This is a genomic window from Kosakonia sp. MH5 (genome assembly GCF_009935945.1).
Lineage (GTDB): Bacteria > Pseudomonadota > Gammaproteobacteria > Enterobacterales > Enterobacteriaceae > Kosakonia > Kosakonia radicincitans.
In genome coordinates this window covers 1,097,714-1,117,083 of the sequence record NZ_QODH01000001.1, presented here as the reverse complement: position 1 = coordinate 1,117,083, position 19,370 = coordinate 1,097,714, and the positions used below count along the sequence as shown (strand labels likewise).

Below are 19,370 nucleotides of genomic sequence, written 5' to 3'. Positions count from 1 at the left end.
TGTCGATCCTCTCCCCGCCGGGGAGGGGATCACTCCTCAAGTTTCTTCTCAAAATCCCGTTTGACGATCTCCAGCGCTTTCAGCACGACGTCTGGCGCAATCTCATGTTGTTCCAGCAACATGATCAGATCCACGGCCAGTTTGACCTCCTCCGGGGCGTTTTCCAGCGACATTCTCTCTCCTCTGTTTAGCGGGTTAAGCGTGCCAGCACGCGCTCAATATTATCCAGCGCCTGGCGGCAACGGGCGAGCCTGCCAGCCAGCGCCTCTACTTCTTTATGTAGTTGCTGCTGTTCGACCAGCGTGTTGACGGCGTTCAAGCGTTGCTCGCGCTCCTGTTTCATCGCCAGCAGACGACGCTCATACTCCTGATGCTGCAAACGCCTGCGTTGCCAGCGTGCAATACCTGGCGATGCATGATCCCATTCGCGCAGCGGCCAGACGGCGCTTTCACGTGTGAGAGCGGCGACTTGCGCGGTCAGGCGTTCCGCCAGCCAGGCAACCTGCTCCAGATGGTTGCCCTCCACAGCGCGGCGCAGCGCCGCCAGATTGGCCGCCGCCTCATCCAGACAGGACTGCATCAGCGTGCTGCGGGTCTGGAAAAGCTGGCGATCAAAACGCGCGCTGATCGTCGTATGCTGCGCCAGCGGCGCGGCCAACTGGCGTAATTTGCCCAGTTGCTGCTCCAGCATGTTTAAAAGCGCGGCGTTTTTCACGTCTCTTCCCCCGGTAAATATCAGTCTGTTACATTAACCGTTCATTTTGCTGATGAAGCGCGCTATGCAACAGACTATTTTACTCATCATTGGCTGGTTGGCGGTAGTGCTTGGTACGCTTGGCGTGGTACTACCGCTCCTGCCGACAACGCCGTTTATTCTGCTGGCGGCGTGGTGTTTTGCGCGCTCATCGCCGCGTTTTCATCACTGGCTGCTTTACCGTTCCTGGTTTGGCGGCTATCTGCGGCACTGGCAAACGTACCGTGCAATGCCGCCTGGCGCGAAGCCGCGCGCCATTGCGGTGATTCTGTTGACCTTTGCCGTTTCTCTGTATCTGGTGAAGATGTGGTGGGTACGCGTGTTGTTGTTGGTGATTCTGGCCGGTCTGCTGCTATTTATGTGGCGTATTCCGGTGATTGATGCAAAACAACAAAAACCATAAACCACAGCAATGACAGTTGCAATTGTGGCGCACAGTCAGTAAATTCGGGCGTTTTCGAGCACGGGTACGGCTGATTAAACGTTAATCAGTGGTTACATAAACTGTAAACGCGTGTACCGTGAGTAATACCGTTTCTATCAGGCAAAAATCCATGACAGCGACTGCGCAGCAGCTTGAATTTCTTAAAAACAGCATCAAAAGCATTCAGGATTACCCGAAGCCGGGCATTCTGTTCCGTGATGTCACCAGTTTGCTGGAAGATCCGCAAGCGTACGCTCTTAGCATTCAATTGCTGGTTGAGCGTTATAAAAACGCTGGCGTAACCAAAGTAGTGGGAACCGAAGCGCGTGGCTTCCTGTTCGGCGCACCGGTTGCGCTGGGGCTGGGCGTTGGCTTTGTGCCGGTGCGTAAGCCGCGTAAACTGCCGCGTGAAACCATCGCCGAGAGCTATGAGCTTGAGTACGGTACTGACCAGTTAGAGATCCATGTTGATGCGATCAAGCCGGGCGATAAAGTGCTGGTGGTCGACGATCTGCTGGCAACCGGCGGCACTATTGAAGCCACAGTGAAACTGATTCGCCGTCTGGGCGGTGAAGTGACCGACGCGGCATTCATCATTAATCTGTTCGATCTTGGCGGTGAACAACGCCTCGAAAAACAGGGTGTTAAGTGCTACAGCCTGGTGCCGTTCCCGGGACATTAATGCCATGTCCGTCTCCTCATCCTTCAGGCCTGCGCCTGAGGGATGAAGTGCATTAACAGCATGTGCTGTGTTAGCATTATCCCTTCGTAAATCCACCTTCCAGCGTTTCAGAGCCTGCCAATGAGTTATCAGGTCTTAGCCCGAAAATGGCGACCGCAAACTTTTGCTGACGTCGTCGGCCAGGAGCATGTGCTGACCGCACTGGCGAACGGCTTATCATCAGGACGCATTCATCATGCGTATCTGTTCTCCGGCACCCGCGGCGTCGGCAAAACTTCTATCGCCCGTCTGCTGGCGAAGGGGCTGAACTGCGAAACCGGCATCACCGCAACGCCGTGCGGCGTGTGTGATAACTGCCGCGAAATTGAGCAGGGCCGCTTTGTCGATTTAATTGAGATCGACGCCGCGTCGCGTACCAAAGTCGAAGATACCCGCGATCTGCTGGATAACGTGCAGTACGCCCCGGCGCGCGGGCGTTTCAAAGTCTATCTGATTGACGAAGTGCATATGCTCTCGCGTCACAGCTTTAACGCGCTGTTGAAAACGCTTGAAGAGCCGCCTGAGCACGTCAAATTCCTGCTGGCGACCACCGATCCGCAAAAACTGCCGGTGACCATTCTTTCCCGTTGCCTTCAGTTCCACCTGAAAGCACTGGATGTTGAACAGATCCGCAGTCAGCTTGAGCACATTCTTACTGACGAGAAGATTGAACATGAACCCCGTGCGCTGCAACTGCTGGCGCGTGCGGCTGACGGCAGCCTGCGCGATGCGCTGAGCCTGACCGATCAGGCGATTGCCAGCGGCAACGGGCAGCTCTCTGCGGCGGTGGTCAGCTCCATGCTTGGCACGCTGAATGACGACCAGGCGCTTTCATTAGTTGAAGCGGTGGTTGCCGCTGACGGTGAACGCGCTATGGGGCTGGTGAACGAGGCTGCATCGCGCGGCGTCGAATGGGAAGCCTTACTGCTGGAGATGCAAACGCTGCTGCACCGTATCGCCATGGTACAGCTGACACCTGCGGCGCTCGGCAGCGACATGGCCCCGATTGAGCAGCGTCTGCGTGAACTGGCCCGCACCGTGCCACCCACCGATGTGCAGCTTTACTATCAGACGCTGCTGATTGGCCGTAAAGAACTGCCTTATGCGCCGGACCGCCGCATGGGCGTTGAAATGACGCTGCTGCGTGCGCTGGCATTCCATCCGCGTGCGCCGTTACCGGCGCCAGAAGTGCCTCAGCAATCCTTCGCCCCCGTGGCGCCCACCGCCGTGATGTCGCCGCAGCAGGTTCCGCCCGCGCCGCAGGCTCAACCGTCGGCGGCACCAGTGCAGAACAACGCACCGCTGCCCGAATCAACCAGCTCGGTGCTGGCGGCGCGCAGGCAACTGCAACGCGCTCAGGGAGCAGACAAAGCAAAAAAGAGTGAACCGGCAGCCGCAACCCGCGCGCGGCCGGTGAGTAATGCCGCGCTGGAGCGCCTGGCTTCGGTCACCGAGCGCGTGCAGTCGCGCCCGGTGCCTTCGGCGCTGGAACAGGCTCCAGCCAAAAAAGAGGCTTACCGCTGGAAAGCAACCACTGTTGTCACCGAGACAAAAGAGGTTGTTGCCACGCCCAAAGCGCTGAAAAAGGCGCTGGAACACGAGAAAACGCCGGAGCTGGCGAAAAAGCTGGCGGAAGAGGCGATTGAACGTGATGCCTGGGCGAAAGAGGTCAGCCAGCTAAAATTGCCGAAACTGGTTGAGCAGGTGGCGCTGAATGCCTGGAAAGAGCAGGAGGGCGATCGCTGGTGTCTGCATCTGCGCAGCTCGCAGCGTCACCTGAATTCGCAGGGCGCACAGAAGGCGCTTAGCGACGCGCTTAGCGAATTGCACGGTTCGACGGTTGAACTGACTATCATTGAAGATGATAATCCGGCAGTGCGTACGCCGCTGGAGTGGCGTCAGGCAATCTATGAGGAAAAGCTCGCGCAGGCGCGTGAGGCAATTATTGCGGATAGCAACATTCAGACGCTGCAACGGTTTTTCGATGCGGATCTGGATGAAGAGAGTATTCGTCCCCTTTGACGGCAAGCTGCGGCTTTCCGTTTTCAACCCTGAATGTGACTTATCGCTCTGGTCGGTCACCACAGCTAAAGAGAGAAGCCTATGTTTGGAAAAGGCGGTCTGGGCAACCTGATGAAACAGGCCCAGCAGATGCAAGAAAAAATGCAGAAAATGCAGGAAGAGATCGCACAGCTGGAAGTGACCGGCGAATCAGGCGCAGGCCTGGTGAAAGTGACCATCAACGGCGCGCATAACTGCCGTCGCGTGGAGATCGATCCGAGCCTGCTGGAAGACGACAAAGAGATGCTGGAGGATCTGGTCGCCGCTGCATTTAACGATGCTGCGCGCCGTATCGATGAGACCCAGAAAGAGAAAATGGCTTCTGTTTCCTCCGGCATGTCTCTGCCGCCAGGCTTTAAGATGCCGTTCTGATGCAGACCAGTCCGCTGTTAACGCAGCTTATGGAAGCACTGCGCTGCCTGCCGGGCGTTGGCCCGAAGTCGGCGCAGCGCATGGCGTTTACGCTGTTGCAGCGCGATCGCAGCGGCGGTATGCGGCTGGCGCAGGCGCTCACCCGGGCAATGTCGGAAATCGGCCACTGCGCCGATTGCCGTACCTTTACCGAGCAGGAAGTGTGCAATATATGCAGCAACCCGCGGCGCCAGGAAAACGGTCAAATCTGTGTGGTGGAAAGCCCGGCGGATATTTATGCCATCGAGCAAACCGGGCAATTCTCGGGGCGCTACTTTGTGCTGATGGGGCATCTGTCGCCGCTGGACGGTATCGGGCCGGATGATATCGGTCTCGACCGGCTTGAGCAGCGCCTGGCCGCAGAAAAACTCCAGGAAGTGATCCTCGCCACCAACCCGACGGTGGAAGGTGAGGCAACGGCTAACTATATTGCGGAGCTTTGCGCGCAATATGGCGTGGAAGCCAGCCGCATCGCGCACGGTGTGCCGGTGGGCGGTGAGCTGGAGATGGTTGACGGCACCACGCTGTCGCACTCACTGGCCGGTCGTCACAAGATTCGTTTTTAACCAAACGGAGGCAGAAATTTTTGCCTCCGCTTGAAAATTCCCGCCCCTGTCCCCACTTCCCCCTCAACGCACTTTTTACCTTGTAAATGGCATTGTTGAGGTTTTCCCAATGAAAGGACAAGAAACTCGCGGTTTTCAGTCTGAAGTTAAACAGCTTCTGCACCTGATGATCCATTCTCTCTATTCGAACAAAGAAATCTTCCTGCGTGAGCTGATCTCCAACGCCTCAGATGCGGCGGACAAACTGCGTTTCCGCGCGCTGTCCAACCCGGATCTCTACGAAGGCGACGGTGAACTGCATGTCCGCGTCTCTTTCGATAAAGAAAAGCGTACGCTGACCATCGCCGATAACGGTATCGGTATGACCCGCGATGAAGTTATCGACCATCTGGGCACCATCGCCAAATCTGGCACTAAAGCGTTTCTCGAATCAATGGGCTCCGATCAGGCCAAAGATAGCCAGTTGATTGGTCAGTTCGGCGTCGGTTTCTACTCGGCGTTTATCGTCGCGGATAAAGTGACTGTGCGTACCCGCGCGGCGGGTGAGAGCGCAGAAAACGGCGTTTTCTGGGAATCTGAAGGCGCGGGCGAATACACCGTCGCTGATATCACCAAAGCCGATCGCGGGACGGAAATCACGCTGCATCTGCGCGAAGGGGAAGATGATTTCCTCAATGACTGGCGCGTGCGTTCCATTATCAGCAAATATTCCGACCATATCGCTCTGCCGGTAGAGATCGAAAAACAGGAAGAGAAAGACGGCGAAACCGTGGTTTCCTGGGAGAAGATCAACAAAGCGCAGGCGCTGTGGACGCGCAACAAGTCTGAAATCAAAGACGACGAATACAACGAGTTCTACAAACATATCGCCCACGACTTTACCGATCCGCTGACCTGGAGCCACAACCGCGTCGAAGGGAAGCAGGAGTACACCAGCCTGCTTTATATCCCGTCGCAGGCGCCGTGGGATCTGTGGAACCGCGATCATAAACACGGCCTGAAGCTCTACGTGCAGCGTGTATTTATCATGGACGAAGCCGAACAGTTCATGCCGAACTACCTGCGCTTTGTTCGTGGCCTGGTGGATTCCAGCGATCTGCCGCTCAACGTTTCGCGCGAAATTCTGCAGGACAGCAGCGTCACGCGTAATCTGCGTACCGCGCTGACCAAACGCGTGCTGCAAATGCTCGATAAACTGGCGAAAGATGACGCAGAAAAATACCAGACGTTCTGGCAACAGTTCGGCCTGGTGCTGAAAGAAGGGGCTGGTGAAGACAGCGCCAACCTGGAAGCGATTGCCAAATTGCTGCGCTTTGCCTCTACACACAATGACTCTTCTGCGCAGACCGTGTCGCTGGAAGAGTACGTGTCGCGCATGAAAGAAGGCCAGGAGAAGATCTACTTCATTACCGCAGACAGTTACGCTGCGGCGAAGAGCAGCCCGCATCTGGAACTGCTGCGTAAGAAAGGTATCGAAGTGCTGCTGCTTTCCGATCGCATCGACGAATGGATGATGAGCTACCTGACCGAATTCGACGGCAAACCGTTCCAGTCCGTGGCGAAAGCTGATGCGTCGCTGGAAAAACTGGCCGACGAAGTGGACGAAAACGCGAAAGAGGCAGAAAAAGCGCTCGAACCGTTTGTTGAGCGCGTGAAGACCCTGCTTGGCGATCGCGTGAAAGAGGTGCGCCTGACCCATCGTCTGACCGAAACGCCAGCGGTGGTTGTAACCGATGCCGACGAGATGAGCACGCAGATGGCGAAACTGTTCGCGGCTGCCGGTCAGAATGCGCCGGAAGTAAAATACATCTTTGAACTGAACCCGGATCACGCGCTGGTGAAACGTGCTGCGGAAACCCAGGATGACAGCCAGTTCAGCCAGTGGGTTGAGCTGTTGCTGGATCAGGCGCTGTTTGCCGAACGCGGCACGCTGGAAGATCCGAACCAGTTCATCCGTCGTATGAATCAGTTGCTGATTGCCTAAGTTTCTGTTTTTAGTCTGACCTTACCCCTCTCGTTTCACGCGAGAGGGGTACTCCCCGAAGTAATCTCTCTCATTAACCGTTTCAGCCAGCCCGGCTTCCTTGAGCGATACTCGTTCTGGTGGTATCTTTTAACGCTTTTGAAAAATTGGACCAACTTTTGAGGGGATTTTCGCAATGCGTATTATTCTGCTTGGCGCTCCGGGCGCGGGTAAAGGAACTCAGGCTCAGTTCATCATGGAGAAATACGGTATTCCGCAAATCTCTACTGGTGACATGCTGCGCGCGGCTGTTAAATCTGGCAGCGAACTGGGCAAACAGGCGAAAGACATCATGGACGCGGGCAAACTGGTGACCGACGAGCTGGTTATCGCGCTGGTGAAAGAGCGTATCGCCCAGGAAGATTGCCGTAACGGTTTCCTGCTGGACGGTTTCCCGCGTACCATTCCGCAAGCGGATGCCATGAAAGAAGCTGGCATCGCCGTGGATTTCGTACTGGAATTCGATGTTCCGGATGAGCTGATCGTTGACCGTATCGTAGGTCGTCGCGTACACGCCGCTTCCGGTCGTGTTTATCACATCAAATTCAATCCGCCGAAAGTAGAAGGCAAAGACGACGTGACCGGCGAAGAGTTGACCACGCGTAAAGACGATCAGGAAGAGACCGTGCGTAAACGTCTGGTGGAATACCATCAGTTGACCGCGCCGCTGATTGGTTACTATCAGAAAGAAGCGCAGGCGGGTAACACCAAATACGCTAAAGTGGACGGCACCAAAGCCGTTGCCGATGTACGCGCAGAGCTGGAAAAAATCCTCGGCTAATCGCGTTTTCTCACCCGGAGCCCTCCGGGTGAGAATATTTCTCATCTTACCTTTCGCTGCAATTGGTTCCGTTTAAACGCTTTTACGCTACAATTACCAACCATTCAAAAGGTTAAGAGGCGTGAATGAGTCAGGCGAAAACCGGCATCCTGCTTGCCAATCTTGGCACCCCCGATGCACCCACTCCGGCAGCAGTAAAACGTTATCTGCGGCAGTTTTTAAGCGACAGACGCGTTGTTGATACGTCGCGCTTGCTGTGGTGGCCGCTATTACGCGGTGTGATCCTGCCGATTCGTTCACCGCGCGTGGCAAAACTCTATCAGTCCGTCTGGATGGAAGAAGGTTCGCCGCTGATGGTTTACAGCCGCAGGCAGCAGCGGGCGCTGGCGGCGCGGTTGCCGGACGTTCCCGTGGCGCTCGGCATGAGTTACGGTTCCCCATCGCTGGAAAGCGCCGTGGAGGCCTTGCTGGAACAGGACGTTGACCATATTGTGGTGCTCTCGCTCTATCCGCAATACTCCTGCTCAACGGTGGCGGCGGTATGGGACGAACTGGCGCGAATTCTGGCGAAGAAACGCCATATCCCCGGCATCTCCTTTATCCGCGATTATGCCGACGATTCGGATTACATTACGGCGCTGGCAAACAGCGCGCGCGCCTCTTTTGCAAAGCACGGTGAGCCGGATCTGCTGCTGCTCTCTTATCACGGCATTCCACAGCGTTACGCGGCAGAAGGGGACGACTACCCGCAGCGCTGCCGTGATACCACGCGTGAACTGGTTTCGGCACTCGATCTGCCACCGGAAAAAGTGATGATGACCTTCCAGTCGCGCTTTGGCCGCGAACCGTGGCTGACGCCGTACACCGATGAAACGCTGAAAATGCTGGGCGAGAAAGGGGTGAAACATATTCAGGTGATGTCGCCAGGTTTTGCTGCAGATTGCCTGGAGACGCTGGAGGAGATCGCGGTGCAAAACCGTGAGTTTTTCCTCGAGGCTGGCGGCGAGAAGTATGAATACATACCGGCGCTGAATGATTCGCCAGAGCATATCGAGATGATGGTCAACCTGACGGCCAAATATCGCTGATCGCCCGGCGGGCTGAGAATGTGTTAACATTCACAGCCCGTATGTTCAGCGCTTATTACAACCCATGAAATTTCCCGGTAAACGTAAATCCAAACACTATTTTCCCGTTAACGCCCGCGACCCGTTATTGCAACAAATCCAGCCAGAAAATGAAGTTGGCACCTGCTGGGTGGTCGGTATCGATCAGACGCTGGTGGATATCGAGGCGAAAGTGGACGATGCGTTTATCGCGCGTTATGGCCTGAGCGCCGGGCATTCTCTGGTGATCGCCGATGATGTGGCCGAAGCATTGTACCAGGAGCTGGTGAGCAACGGTCTGATCACCCACCAGTTTGCCGGCGGCACGATTGGTAACACCATGCATAACTACTCGGTGCTGGCTGATGACCGTTCGGTGTTGCTCGGCGTGATGTGCGACAACGTGAAAATCGGCAGCTACGCCTACCGTTATTTGTGCAATACCTCCAGCCGTACCGATCTGAACTACCTGCAAGGCGTGGATGGCGCGATTGGTCGTTGCTTCACGCTGATCAGCGACAGCGGCGAGCGGACGTTTGCTATTAGCCCCGGGCAGATGAACCAGCTTCGCCCGGAGAGCATCCCGGAATCGGTGATTGCGGGCGCGTCTGGGCTGGTGCTCTCTTCATATCTGGTGCGTTGCAACCCTGGCGAGCCGATGCCGGACGCCACTCTGCAAGCCGTAGCCTATGCCAAAAAGCATAACGTGCCGGTGGTGCTGACGCTGGGCACTAAATATGTGATTGCCGATAACCCGCAGTGGTGGCGCGATTTTCTCAAAGAGAATGTCTCGATTCTGGCGATGAACGAAGAGGAAGGCCACGCGCTGACCGATGAAAGCGACCCGCTGCTGGCTGCCGATAAGGCGCTTGACTGGGTGGATCTGGTGCTCTGCACTGCCGGGCCAGTTGGCCTGTATATGGCCGGTTTTACCGAAGAGGATGCGAAGCGCAAAACCCAGCATCCGCTGCTGCCGGGAGCGATTGCCGAGTTCAACCAGTATGAGTTCAGCCGGGCGATACGCCATAAAGATTGCCAGAACCCGCTGCGTATCTACTCGCACATTGCCCCCTACATGGGCGGGCCTGAGAAGATCATGAACACCAATGGCGCGGGAGATGGCGCACTGGCGGCGCTGTTGCACGACATTACGGCGAACAATTACCACCGCACTAATGTGCCGAATTCCAGCAAACATAAATTCAACTGGCTGACCTATTCATCGCTGGCGCAGGTATGCAAATACGCCAACCGCGTGAGCTATCAGGTGCTGAACCAGCATTCGCCGCGCTTAACCCGTGGCCTGCCGGAGCGGGAAGACAGCCTCGAAGAGGCGTACTGGGAGCGTTGATTTCACGGGTTTTGCCGGATAGCGGCGTTGCCTTATCCGGCCGACAAAACCGGTATTGATATGCAGGCCCGGCAAGCGAAACATCACCGGGCATTCAGGCTCACAGGCCGGATAAGCGTAGCGCCATCCGGCAATTAAAGCCGTTGGTTTACCCCGTCACCGCTTCTTCAACCGGCGGTTTCTCCAGCAGCCTCAGCATGGTATTGGCGATTTCGCGTTCACCCATCACCACCTGATTGGCGCCGCGCTCGGTAATGTAATCCACTTCGTCGTCATAATGCGCGCGGGCAATGATTTCAATGTCCGGGCATTTCTCACGCGCAGTCGCAACAATTTCCCCGGCTTCGTAACCATTCGGAATGGTCAGCAGCAGCCAGCGGGCGCAGTCGAGATGCGCCAGATTCATGATCTCTTCATTGGCGGCATTGCCCAGTACGGCGCGGATCCCGCGCTCGCGCAACTCATCCACCCGGGTGCGCGAGGTTTCAATCACCACCAGCGGAATGCCCTGCGCCATCAGTTTCTCGCCCAGCAGGCTACCGACGCGGCCAAACCCAACCAGCAACGCATGGTTGCAGATATCCACCGGGATCTGCTTCTCTTCTTCGATGGCTTCTTCCAGCGTTTGCTCTTCCAGCGTCTCGGTTTTGTCGAGGTACTTCTCCAGCAGCGTAAACAGCACCGGGTTAAGCATAATCGACAGGATCGCGCCTGCCAGCACCAGGTTTTGCCCGGCCTGCGGCAGCAGTCCCAGCGACATCCCCAGGCCCGCCAGAATAAAGGCAAATTCACCAATCTGCGCCAGGCTGGCGGCAATGGTCAGTGCGGTGCGCGGCGAGTGGCCAAACAGGCGCACCAGGAAGAAGGCAGCCACCGATTTGCCGAAAATGATGATCGCCAGCGTACCGAGCACTGCCAGCGGTTGTTCGATCAGAACCATTGGGTCGAACAACATGCCGACGGAGACAAAGAACAGCACCGCAAACGCATCGCGCAGCGGCAGAGTGTCGTGCGCAGCCCGGTGACTGAGTTCGGATTCATTCAGCACCATACCGGCGAAGAACGCGCCAAGGGCGAAGGAGACATCAAACAGCTCGACGGCGCCAAAGGCGATGCCGAGCGCCAGCGCCAGCACAGAGAGAGTAAACAGCTCGCGCGAACCGGTTGCGGCGCTACGCGCCATGATCCACGGTACCAGACGGCGGCCAACCAGCATCATAATGGCGATAAAGGCCACTACTTTACCGATGGTGATGCTCATATCCAGCGCCAGCGATGCCAGCCCAACGTTGCCTTTTTCCATCATCCCGGCGACGGCAGGCAGCAGCACCAGTGTCAGCACCATCACCAGATCTTCAACAATCAGCCAGCCGATGGCGATTTGCCCGCGCTGGCTGTCGATAAGCTGCCGCTCCTCAAGCGCGCGCAGCAATACCACCGTACTGGCGGTGGAAAGACATAATCCAAACACGATACCGGTCATAAGAGACCAGCCAAGCAGTGCGGAAAGCGCCATACCCAGCAGCGTCGCGACGGCAATTTGCGCTATCGCTCCGGGAATGGCGATCGACTTTACCGCCATCAAATCCTTTAAAGAGAAGTGCAGCCCAACGCCGAACATCAGCAGAATCACGCCTAATTCCGCCAGTTCGGGCGCCAGTTGAGTATCGGCGACAAAGCCCGGCGTAAATGGCCCGGACAGCACACCCGCTAACAAGTAGCCCACCAGAGGAGAAATTCGCAATTTATTGGCAAGCATGCCGAGAATAAAGGCCAGTACAAGGCCGCCGACAATGGTGGTGATAAGCGGTGTGGCGTGATGCATTCCGTCTCCTTTCGTTGATGCGTGGATCCCACGGTCGATGACCGTTAACTGAGTTACAGTTTATGACAATTTTCGCCAGTATGTTTATGAATAATTGTTGAATTATGAAGAAAATGGCAATTTGGCAGAAAAAAAGGTGCAACAGGGTCATCCATAACAGAAATCGCGCGGCAGGCGAGGAGAGGCAACAGAAAGCAGCGGCCAAAGAGGGGTTTTGGCCGCTAAGAAATCAATGTTGTGGGCGGTTATCGGGCAGGAATATCGTCAGAATCCCGAGTAATGGCAGGAAAGCACATATTTTGTAGACCAAATCGATGCTGCTGTGATCGGCAACCAGCCCCAGCACCGCAGCGCCAAGCCCTCCCATACCGAAGGCGAAACCAAAAAACAGCCCGGAAACCATGCCGATACGGCCTGGCAACAGCTCCTGGGCATAGACCAGAATGGCGGAGAAAGCCGATGCAAGAACAAAACCAATTATCACCGTCAAAATTCCGGTCCAGAATAGCGATGCATACGGTAAAACCAGCGTGAAAGGGGCAACGCCGAGGATAGAGCCCCAAATCACATATTTTCTGCCGATCTTATCGCCCAAAGGCCCGCCGATAACGGTGCCAGCGGCAACCGCAAACAGGAAGATAAACAGATGCATCTGCGCGTTTTGCACGGATAAATCAAACTTGTGCATCAGATAAAAGGTGAAATAGCTGCTGATACTCGCCATATAGAAGTATTTAGAGAAAATCAGAATCAGCAGGATGCAGACCGCCAGTACTACTTTGTTGCGTGGCAGCGGATTATTCACCGCAGCTATCTTTTTCCCTTTGTTCACGCGGTGCTGGGCTGCGTACCAGCGGCTCACCTGCATCAGCACGATGATCGCCAGCAGGGCGGCCAACACAAACCAGGCGACGTTGCCTTTACCGTAAGGCGCAACGATCACCGCCGCCAGCAACGGGCCGAGCGAGGCGCCAAAATTGCCGCCAACCTGAAAAATGGATTGCGCCAGCCCATGACGGCCGCCAGAAGCCATCCGCGCCACGCGCGACGATTCCGGGTGGAACACCGAAGAGCCGGTGCCGACCAGCGCGGCGGCAATCAGTACCGTTGTAAAATTACCCGCCAGCGCCAGCAGCACCAGCCCGCTAAGGGTAAAACACATGCCAATGGGCAGCGACCACGGCATTGGATGTTTGTCTGTCCAGTAACCGACCACCGGTTGCAGCAGCGAGGAGGCGACCTGGAAAGTGAGGGTGATAAATCCAATCTGCACAAATGACAGGGAAAAATCGGCCTGCAACAGCGGGTAAATCGCCAGCAGCAGCGACTGGATCATATCGTTAAGCAGGTGCGAAAGGCTGATGGCGCCAAGAATACCGAACGAGGTGCGCGCGACCGGAGGAGTCTGCGACGTTTCACTGATTGCCATAAATACCACGTATGTTTTGTCAGAAGAGGAAAGAAGAACGGTAATTGTTATCTGCCTAACATTACCTGCGTGGATGCTTTGAAGGAAGTCGCAATGCTGAAAACATATTTGTCTATTATTGTTCAGCATTGTAATTTCGGGTTTTTATCAATGGGTCAGGGAGAGAAGCATGAATTGGCTACCAAAGAGCACCACGTTGGCGCTGCTGGCAACGATGGGCATGGCAAGCTGGCAGGTGCAGGCATACGAGCAGGACAAAACTTATAACGTCACCATCCTGCATACCAACGATCACCACGGCCACTTCTGGCGCAGTGATTACGGCGAATATGGGCTGTCGGCGCAAAAGACGCTGGTGGACGGCATTCGTAAAGAGGTGGCGGCCGAAGGTGGCAGCGTACTACTGCTCTCCGGCGGCGACATCAATACTGGCGTACCTGAATCTGATTTACAGGATGCTGAACCGGATTTTCGCGGCATGAACCTGATTGGTTATGATGCTATGGCGGTCGGCAACCATGAATTCGATAATCCGCTCAGCGTGTTGCGTCAGCAGGAGAAGTGGGCGAAGTTCCCGTTCCTCTCCGCCAATATTTATCAAAAAAGTACCGGCGAGCGTCTGTTTAAGCCGTGGATGATTTTTAATCGCCAGGGGCTGAAGATTGCCGTGATCGGTTTAACCACCGATGACACTGCCAAAATCGGCAACCCGGAGTTTTTCACCGATATCGAATTCCGTAAGCCTGCTGAAGAAGCGAAGCTGGTAATTCAGGAACTTCAGCAGAACGAAAAACCAGACGTGATCATCGCCACCACTCATATGGGCCATTACGACAATGGCGAGCACGGCTCGAATGCGCCGGGCGATGTGGAGATGGCGCGCAGCCTGCCGAAAGGGGCGCTGGCGATGATTGTGGGTGGTCACTCACAAGATCCTGTGTGCATGGCTTCCGAGAATAAAAAGCAGGTTGATTACGTGCCGGGAACGCCGTGCGCGCCCGATCAGCAGAACGGTATCTGGATTGTTCAGGCCCATGAATGGGGCAAATACGTTGGCCGCGCCGATTTCCAGTTCCGCAACGGTGAGATGAAACTGGTGCGCTATCAGCTGATTCCGGTCAACCTGAAGAAGAAAGTTACCTACGATAACGGCAAAAGTGAGCGCGTACTCTACACGCCGGAAATCGCTGAAAACCCGCAGATGTTGTCGCTGCTGACGCCGTTCCAGAACAGAGGCAAAGCGCAACTGGAGGTGAAAATCGGCAACACCAACGGTCACCTGGAAGGGGATCGCAGCAAAGTCCGTTTTGTGCAAACCAACCTGGCGCGGGTGATTCTGGCTGCGCAAATGGCACGTACCGGCGCGGATCTGGCGGTAATGAGCGGCGGCGGCGTGCGTGATTCCATTGAAGCGGGCGACATCACCTATAAAGATGTGCTGAAAGTGCAGCCGTTCGGCAACACGCTGGTTTACGCCACGCTGACCGGCAAAGAGCTGACGGATTATCTCACTGCTGTGGCGCAGATGAAGCCGGATTCCGGTGCCTATCCGCAGTTTGCCAACGTTAGTTTTGTCGCGAAAGATGGCAAGCTAAACGATCTGAAGATCAAAGGTGAACCGGTTGATACAGCGAAAACATACCGCCTGGCAACGTTAAGTTTCAACGCCACCGGCGGGGACGGTTATCCGCGTCTTGATGATAAAGCGGGCTATGTGAATACCGGTTTTATCGATGCTGAAGTGCTGAAAGAGTTTATTCAGAAAAACTCGCCGCTGGATGCGGCTGCTTTCGAACCGAAAGGGGAAGTGAGCTGGCAGTAACCAGCTCATAAGCGTTAATCGCGGCGGGCGATATCGGCAAATTTCGCGTCCAGCATTTTTGCCAGATCGCTCGCCGCCAGTTCAATATCCAGCCCGCGTTTGCCGCCGGAAACGTAAATCGAGGCGAATTCCTGCGCGGGTGCGTCAATCAGCGTCGGCAGGCGCTTTTTCTGGCCCAGCGGGCTGATGCCGCCCACCAGATACCCGGTGCTGCGCTGTGCGGCCATCGGATCGGCCATATCCACTTTTTTTGCCCCCAGCGCTTTGGCGACCTTTTTCAGATCCAGTTGACCGGCGACCGGCGTAACCGCTACGGCCAGATGTTTCATATCGCCGTTAATCGCCACCAGCAGCGTTTTATAGACCTGATCGGCATTCAGCCCCAGCTTGCGCACCACTTCATCGCCAAAATTGGTTTCGTTGGGATCGTGATCGTAAGTATGCACCTGAAAAGAGATGTTGTTTTTTTCGAGTAATTTCACGGCGGGAGTCATAGCAAATCCTTCTTACCACAGTCATTTCACGCCATAAGCATACGCCTGTGTGCCTCAACAAAAATAGTACCATCTTGCGCTATTGCGCCATCCGTTGTTGCAGCAGCGCAGGAAGATTGCCATCGCCATAGAGATGAAGAGCGCCGGCTGCCACCACATAACGCCCCGGCGGCAGCGCGAACAGGCGATCGCACCACGCCTGATTACGCTGATGCATCAGAACATCATGCAGCGGCTGGCTGAAGGTTGACGGCAAGCTGAGCAGTTCTGCGGCAGGCGGCGTTTCCAGCCACCAGCTCATCATCACCTGTAACAGGCGCGCATTTTCATGCCAGTGCGTTAAGGTGTCCTGTAACAGTTCGATGCCGTCATCGGGTAACTGGCGCAGGATATCCAGCTGGCTGGTGGTGCCTTCCAGTTCCAGTACGCTGATCTGGTGCTGCTGGGCCTCCTGCAACAGTTGATAATCGACGCCATACTCCGGGCGCAGCCCCAACCGTTGAGCCTGGGTAGCCTGCAGCACCAGCGCGATATGCCAGGCCGGGCGCTGTTCAAACTCTTCGCGCGACAGCGAAAGGGTTTGCAGCGTCTGCTCAAGCTGGCTCAGGAGTTGGGGATTCAGGCGCTCTTCGAGCGGCGCAGCGGGAGGAAGGTTATCAAAAGGGGAATCGGAACCGGCAATGTCCGCTTCGACGATCAGCGCGTCGGCATGACGCAGTTTTTGCAGCAGCAATTCTGGCAGCGGCGACATGCCATAGGTGCCCATATGAATACTGCCGACCAGGTGCAGATGCTGGCCGCCGGGCAGCGTGATATCCATTGCCGGCCAGCGGTAGCGGCGCACACGAAGCGCGAGAAAGAAGTTTTTCAATCGTTGAAACAGAGTCATACGCGCTTTCCGGGAGAAAATCCCATGCTAACGCGGCAAGCTGCAAGGTGCAAACCCCGCCGCCTGAACGGCGGGGTAACATTTGCTGACTACTGGTGAGGTTTAAAACGCAGCAGACGGTTGGCGTTGCTGACCACCGTAATGGAGGAGAGCGCCATTGCCGCACCCGCCACAACCGGGTTGAGTAAAGTGCCGGTCAGCGGCCAGAGAATTCCGGCTGCAATTGGAATACCCAGCGAGTTATAGACAAACGCTCCCAGCAGGTTTTGCTTCATATTGCGCAGCGTCGCTTTGGCAATCGCCAGCGCATCAGCCACGCCCAGCAAGCTATGGCGCATCAACGTAATCGCGGCAGTTTCAATGGCGACATCGCTGCCGCCGCCCATGGCGATCCCGACATCGGCCTGTGCCAGCGCCGGTGCGTCGTTTATGCCATCACCCACCATTGCCACCTGGCGGCCCTGCTGTTGCAGGTTTTTGATCGTCCCGGCTTTGCCATCAGGCAGAACGCCGGCAATCACCTCATCAATCCCGGCCTCTTTGGCAATCGCGTTGGCCGTAATGGGATTATCACCGGTAAGCATCACCAGGCGATAACCGGCGCGGTGCAGGCGTTGCAGGGCTTCCACGCTGTCATCGCGCAGCGGATCGCGAATAGCGAACAGCGCCGTGGCGACGCCATCCACTGCCAGCAGCACTGGCGTTGCGCCGAGACTGGCCTGAGTGGCTATCTCATCGTCAAGCGCGCGGGTATCCACATTCTGCTCTGCCAGCAGAGCCTGATTGCCGAGCAATATAGTGCGTCCATCGACAATACCGCTGACGCCCAGCCCGCGTAATGTGCGGAATTGATTCATCGTCGGCAGCGCATCGCTGCCCGCTTTTTCCACGATCGCCCGCGCCAGCGGGTGGCTGGAACCTTGTTCCAGCGCCGCCGCCAGACGCAGCGCCGCCGAATCGTCGCCATCCAGCGTTTTCACGCTGACCACTTCCGGCTTGCCGCGCGTCAGGGTGCCGGTTTTATCAAACACAATCGTATCCAGCGTACTGGCGCGTTGCAGGGCATCGGCATCACGCACCAGCACACCAAATTCCGCGGCGCGACCGACGCCGGAGATAATCGACATCGGCGTTGCCAGCCCCAGCGCACACGGGCAGGCAATAATCAGCACGGTGGTGGCGATCACCAGCGTATAAACGATTTGCGGCGCAGGACCAGCGAAGTACCAGATTGCGCCGCTGAGCAGGGCGATAGCGACCACCACCGGCACAAATACCGCCGAAATACGGTCGGCCAGTTGACCAATTTCCGGCTTGCTGCTTTGCGCCTGACGCACCATCCGGATGATGCGGGAAAGCGTGGTGTGGCTGCCGACCGCGCTGGCGGTAAACAGCACGCTACCGTCCTGCACTACCGTCCCGGCGTGAATGCTTTCGCCGATACTTTTTTCCTGCGGCACGGGTTCGCCGGTCAGCATCGCTTCATCGAACCAGGCTTCGCCCTGGCTGATTTCGCCATCTACCGGCACGCGATCGCCGGTGGTAAGACGCAATGTCATTCCGGGCTGTACTTCTGCCAGCGGCAGATTTTTTTCGCCGTCGTCGGTAACGACCCGCGCGGTTGGCGGTGTCAAATCCAGTAAGCGTTCTAGCGCTTTTGATGAACGCTGGCGGGCGCGGGCTTCCAGCATATGGCCGAGATTTATCAGGCCGATAATCATCGCGCTCGCTTCGTAATACAGATGGCGGGCTTCCATCGGGAACCATTGCGGCCAGATGTTAACGCTCATCGAATAGAGCCAGGCGGCACCGGTTCCCAGCGCCACCAGCGTATCCATGGTGGCAGAGCCGTTACGCAGGCTTTTCCACGCGCTGGAGTAGAAGTGCCCACCGGCGACAACCATCACTGCCAGGGTAATCAGGCCGATAAATAGCCACAGAGCGCGGTTGCTGTCGGTGACCATCATATTGTCACCCATCATGCCCCAGACCATGATTGGCACGCCGACCACCAGCGCGACAATCGCCTGCCAGCGGAAGCGCTTCATGGTGGCGAGCGCGGTTTCCTGCTGGCGCTCGCGGCGCTTAATATCGTCTTCTATGGCTTCAGCGCCGTAGCCCGCTTGCTCTACGGCACTGACTAATTCAGCGGCGGGCGCGCTACCCATGACTAACGCGGTGCGCTCCGCCAGGTTGACCCGTGCCTGCGTCACGCCCGGTACGGCCTGCAAGGCTTTTTGTACCCGGGAAACACAACTGGCGCAGCTCATGCCGTTGATCAGCAGTTGTTGGCTGTCATCAAGGTCGCTGGCTGCCGGAAGCTCAGGGGTGGCCGCTGTCAGTGCTTCCGACGGGAGTGATGACTCTGCCAGCGGTTTAGCCTTTGGGTGGCTTAAACTCGCGCCATATCCGGCTTCTTTAATGGTCGCGATCAACGCGTCAGCGCTGGCACTGCCGGTGACTTCCGCGCGTTCAATGGTCACATCCGCCTGTTCAACATCGGGGCGTTTTTCGAGGCTCTCTTTGACGCGTTTAACGCAATGGCCGCAGGAGAGGCCATCCAGGTTTAGTTCTATGGTGTGAGACATGGTAAATCTCCTTGGTTGTGGTGCTTCAATACTGAGTGAAGTGAAGCTTAAACCTTCCATCAAGGGGAAGGTCAAGGCCTTATGTTCACGATGATGGCATTAGCGGTTTATAAACAACAAACCCC

The 19,370-nt window shown here is 56.3% G+C and carries 17 protein-coding genes and 1 other annotated feature; of the genes, 10 read left to right on the top strand and 7 right to left on the bottom strand.

Going from position 1 to position 19,370, the window contains the following annotated elements; genetic code table 11:
* Positions 1-29 precede the first annotated feature (29 nt).
* Together rsmS and priC are read right to left on the bottom strand one after the other, a co-directional pair.
* Positions 30-173 carry a pleiotropic regulatory protein RsmS gene (rsmS, locus tag DK872_RS05280; protein ID WP_007373589.1) on the bottom strand — a complete coding sequence of 48 codons (144 nt, stop codon included), beginning with the start codon at positions 171-173 and terminating at the stop codon, positions 30-32.
* Positions 174-187: 14 nt separating this feature from the next.
* The gene (gene priC / locus DK872_RS05275) at positions 188-715 is read right to left on the bottom strand and encodes a primosomal replication protein N'' (RefSeq protein ID WP_007373590.1); all 528 of its coding nucleotides are present in this window, start codon (positions 713-715) and stop codon (positions 188-190) included.
* A gap of 64 nt (positions 716-779) precedes the next feature.
* Between priC and DK872_RS05270 the strand changes: the two genes are divergently transcribed.
* The 9 genes from DK872_RS05270 to DK872_RS05230 all read left to right on the top strand — a co-directional run bounded on the left by DK872_RS05270 (position 780) and on the right by DK872_RS05230 (position 10,198).
* Complete coding sequence (locus DK872_RS05270) at positions 780-1,157, top strand: DUF454 family protein (protein ID WP_161518095.1); 378 nt, start codon at positions 780-782, stop codon at positions 1,155-1,157.
* Between the two features lie 151 nt (positions 1,158-1,308).
* A complete protein-coding gene (gene apt / locus DK872_RS05265; RefSeq protein WP_007373592.1) occupies positions 1,309-1,860 on the top strand; it encodes an adenine phosphoribosyltransferase in 552 nt (183 codons plus the stop codon).
* 120 nt (positions 1,861-1,980) lie between these two features.
* On the top strand, positions 1,981-3,921 hold the full coding sequence (gene dnaX / locus DK872_RS05260) for a DNA polymerase III subunit gamma/tau (protein WP_161518094.1): 1,941 nt from the start codon (positions 1,981-1,983) through the stop codon (positions 3,919-3,921).
* Positions 3,254-3,318, top strand: a sequence feature (DnaX frameshifting element). It overlaps the preceding gene by 65 nt.
* A gap of 81 nt (positions 3,922-4,002) precedes the next feature.
* A complete protein-coding gene (locus tag DK872_RS05255) occupies positions 4,003-4,332 on the top strand; it encodes a YbaB/EbfC family nucleoid-associated protein (RefSeq protein ID WP_007373594.1) in 330 nt (109 codons plus the stop codon).
* The gene (recR, locus tag DK872_RS05250) at positions 4,332-4,937 is read left to right on the top strand and encodes a recombination mediator RecR (protein WP_007373595.1); all 606 of its coding nucleotides are present in this window, start codon (positions 4,332-4,334) and stop codon (positions 4,935-4,937) included. The genes DK872_RS05255 and recR overlap by 1 nt, the downstream gene beginning before the upstream one ends.
* A gap of 109 nt (positions 4,938-5,046) precedes the next feature.
* Positions 5,047-6,921, top strand: a complete 1,875-nt coding sequence (gene htpG / locus DK872_RS05245; RefSeq protein ID WP_007373596.1) for a molecular chaperone HtpG — start codon at positions 5,047-5,049, stop codon at positions 6,919-6,921.
* Positions 6,922-7,096: 175 nt separating this feature from the next.
* Positions 7,097-7,741, top strand: a complete 645-nt coding sequence (adk, locus tag DK872_RS05240) for an adenylate kinase (RefSeq protein ID WP_007373597.1) — start codon at positions 7,097-7,099, stop codon at positions 7,739-7,741.
* Between the two features lie 125 nt (positions 7,742-7,866).
* Entirely contained in the window at positions 7,867-8,829 is a 963-nt protein-coding gene (hemH, locus tag DK872_RS05235) for a ferrochelatase (protein WP_107146398.1), read from the top strand.
* A 64-nt stretch (positions 8,830-8,893) separates the two neighbouring features.
* Positions 8,894-10,198: an inosine/guanosine kinase gene (locus DK872_RS05230; RefSeq protein WP_161518093.1), complete on the top strand. Its 1,305-nt coding sequence runs from the start codon at positions 8,894-8,896 to the stop codon at positions 10,196-10,198.
* A gap of 148 nt (positions 10,199-10,346) precedes the next feature.
* On the opposite strand, the gene ybaL is transcribed toward DK872_RS05230, so the two are convergent.
* Both ybaL and DK872_RS05220 read right to left on the bottom strand, forming a co-directional pair.
* Positions 10,347-12,023 (bottom strand): YbaL family putative K(+) efflux transporter, encoded by a 1,677-nt coding sequence (gene ybaL / locus DK872_RS05225; RefSeq protein WP_007373600.1) that lies wholly within the window; start codon positions 12,021-12,023, stop codon positions 10,347-10,349.
* 229 nt (positions 12,024-12,252) lie between these two features.
* Positions 12,253-13,452 (bottom strand): MFS transporter, encoded by a 1,200-nt coding sequence (locus DK872_RS05220; protein WP_007373601.1) that lies wholly within the window; start codon positions 13,450-13,452, stop codon positions 12,253-12,255.
* Positions 13,453-13,621: 169 nt separating this feature from the next.
* Here DK872_RS05220 and ushA point away from each other — a divergent pair, with 169 nt between their 5' ends.
* On the top strand, positions 13,622-15,274 hold the full coding sequence (ushA, locus tag DK872_RS05215; RefSeq protein ID WP_071920343.1) for a bifunctional UDP-sugar hydrolase/5'-nucleotidase UshA: 1,653 nt from the start codon (positions 13,622-13,624) through the stop codon (positions 15,272-15,274).
* Positions 15,275-15,288: 14 nt separating this feature from the next.
* On the opposite strand, the gene ybaK is transcribed toward ushA, so the two are convergent.
* From ybaK to copA, 3 genes are all read right to left on the bottom strand, one after another.
* Positions 15,289-15,768 carry a Cys-tRNA(Pro)/Cys-tRNA(Cys) deacylase YbaK gene (ybaK, locus tag DK872_RS05210; RefSeq protein WP_007373603.1) on the bottom strand — a complete coding sequence of 160 codons (480 nt, stop codon included), beginning with the start codon at positions 15,766-15,768 and terminating at the stop codon, positions 15,289-15,291.
* Between the two features lie 79 nt (positions 15,769-15,847).
* Positions 15,848-16,657, bottom strand: a complete 810-nt coding sequence (locus DK872_RS05205; protein ID WP_144134244.1) for a TraB/GumN family protein — start codon at positions 16,655-16,657, stop codon at positions 15,848-15,850.
* Between the two features lie 89 nt (positions 16,658-16,746).
* Positions 16,747-19,245, bottom strand: a complete 2,499-nt coding sequence (gene copA, locus DK872_RS05200; RefSeq protein ID WP_161518092.1) for a copper-exporting P-type ATPase CopA — start codon at positions 19,243-19,245, stop codon at positions 16,747-16,749.
* Positions 19,246-19,370 lie beyond the last annotated feature (125 nt).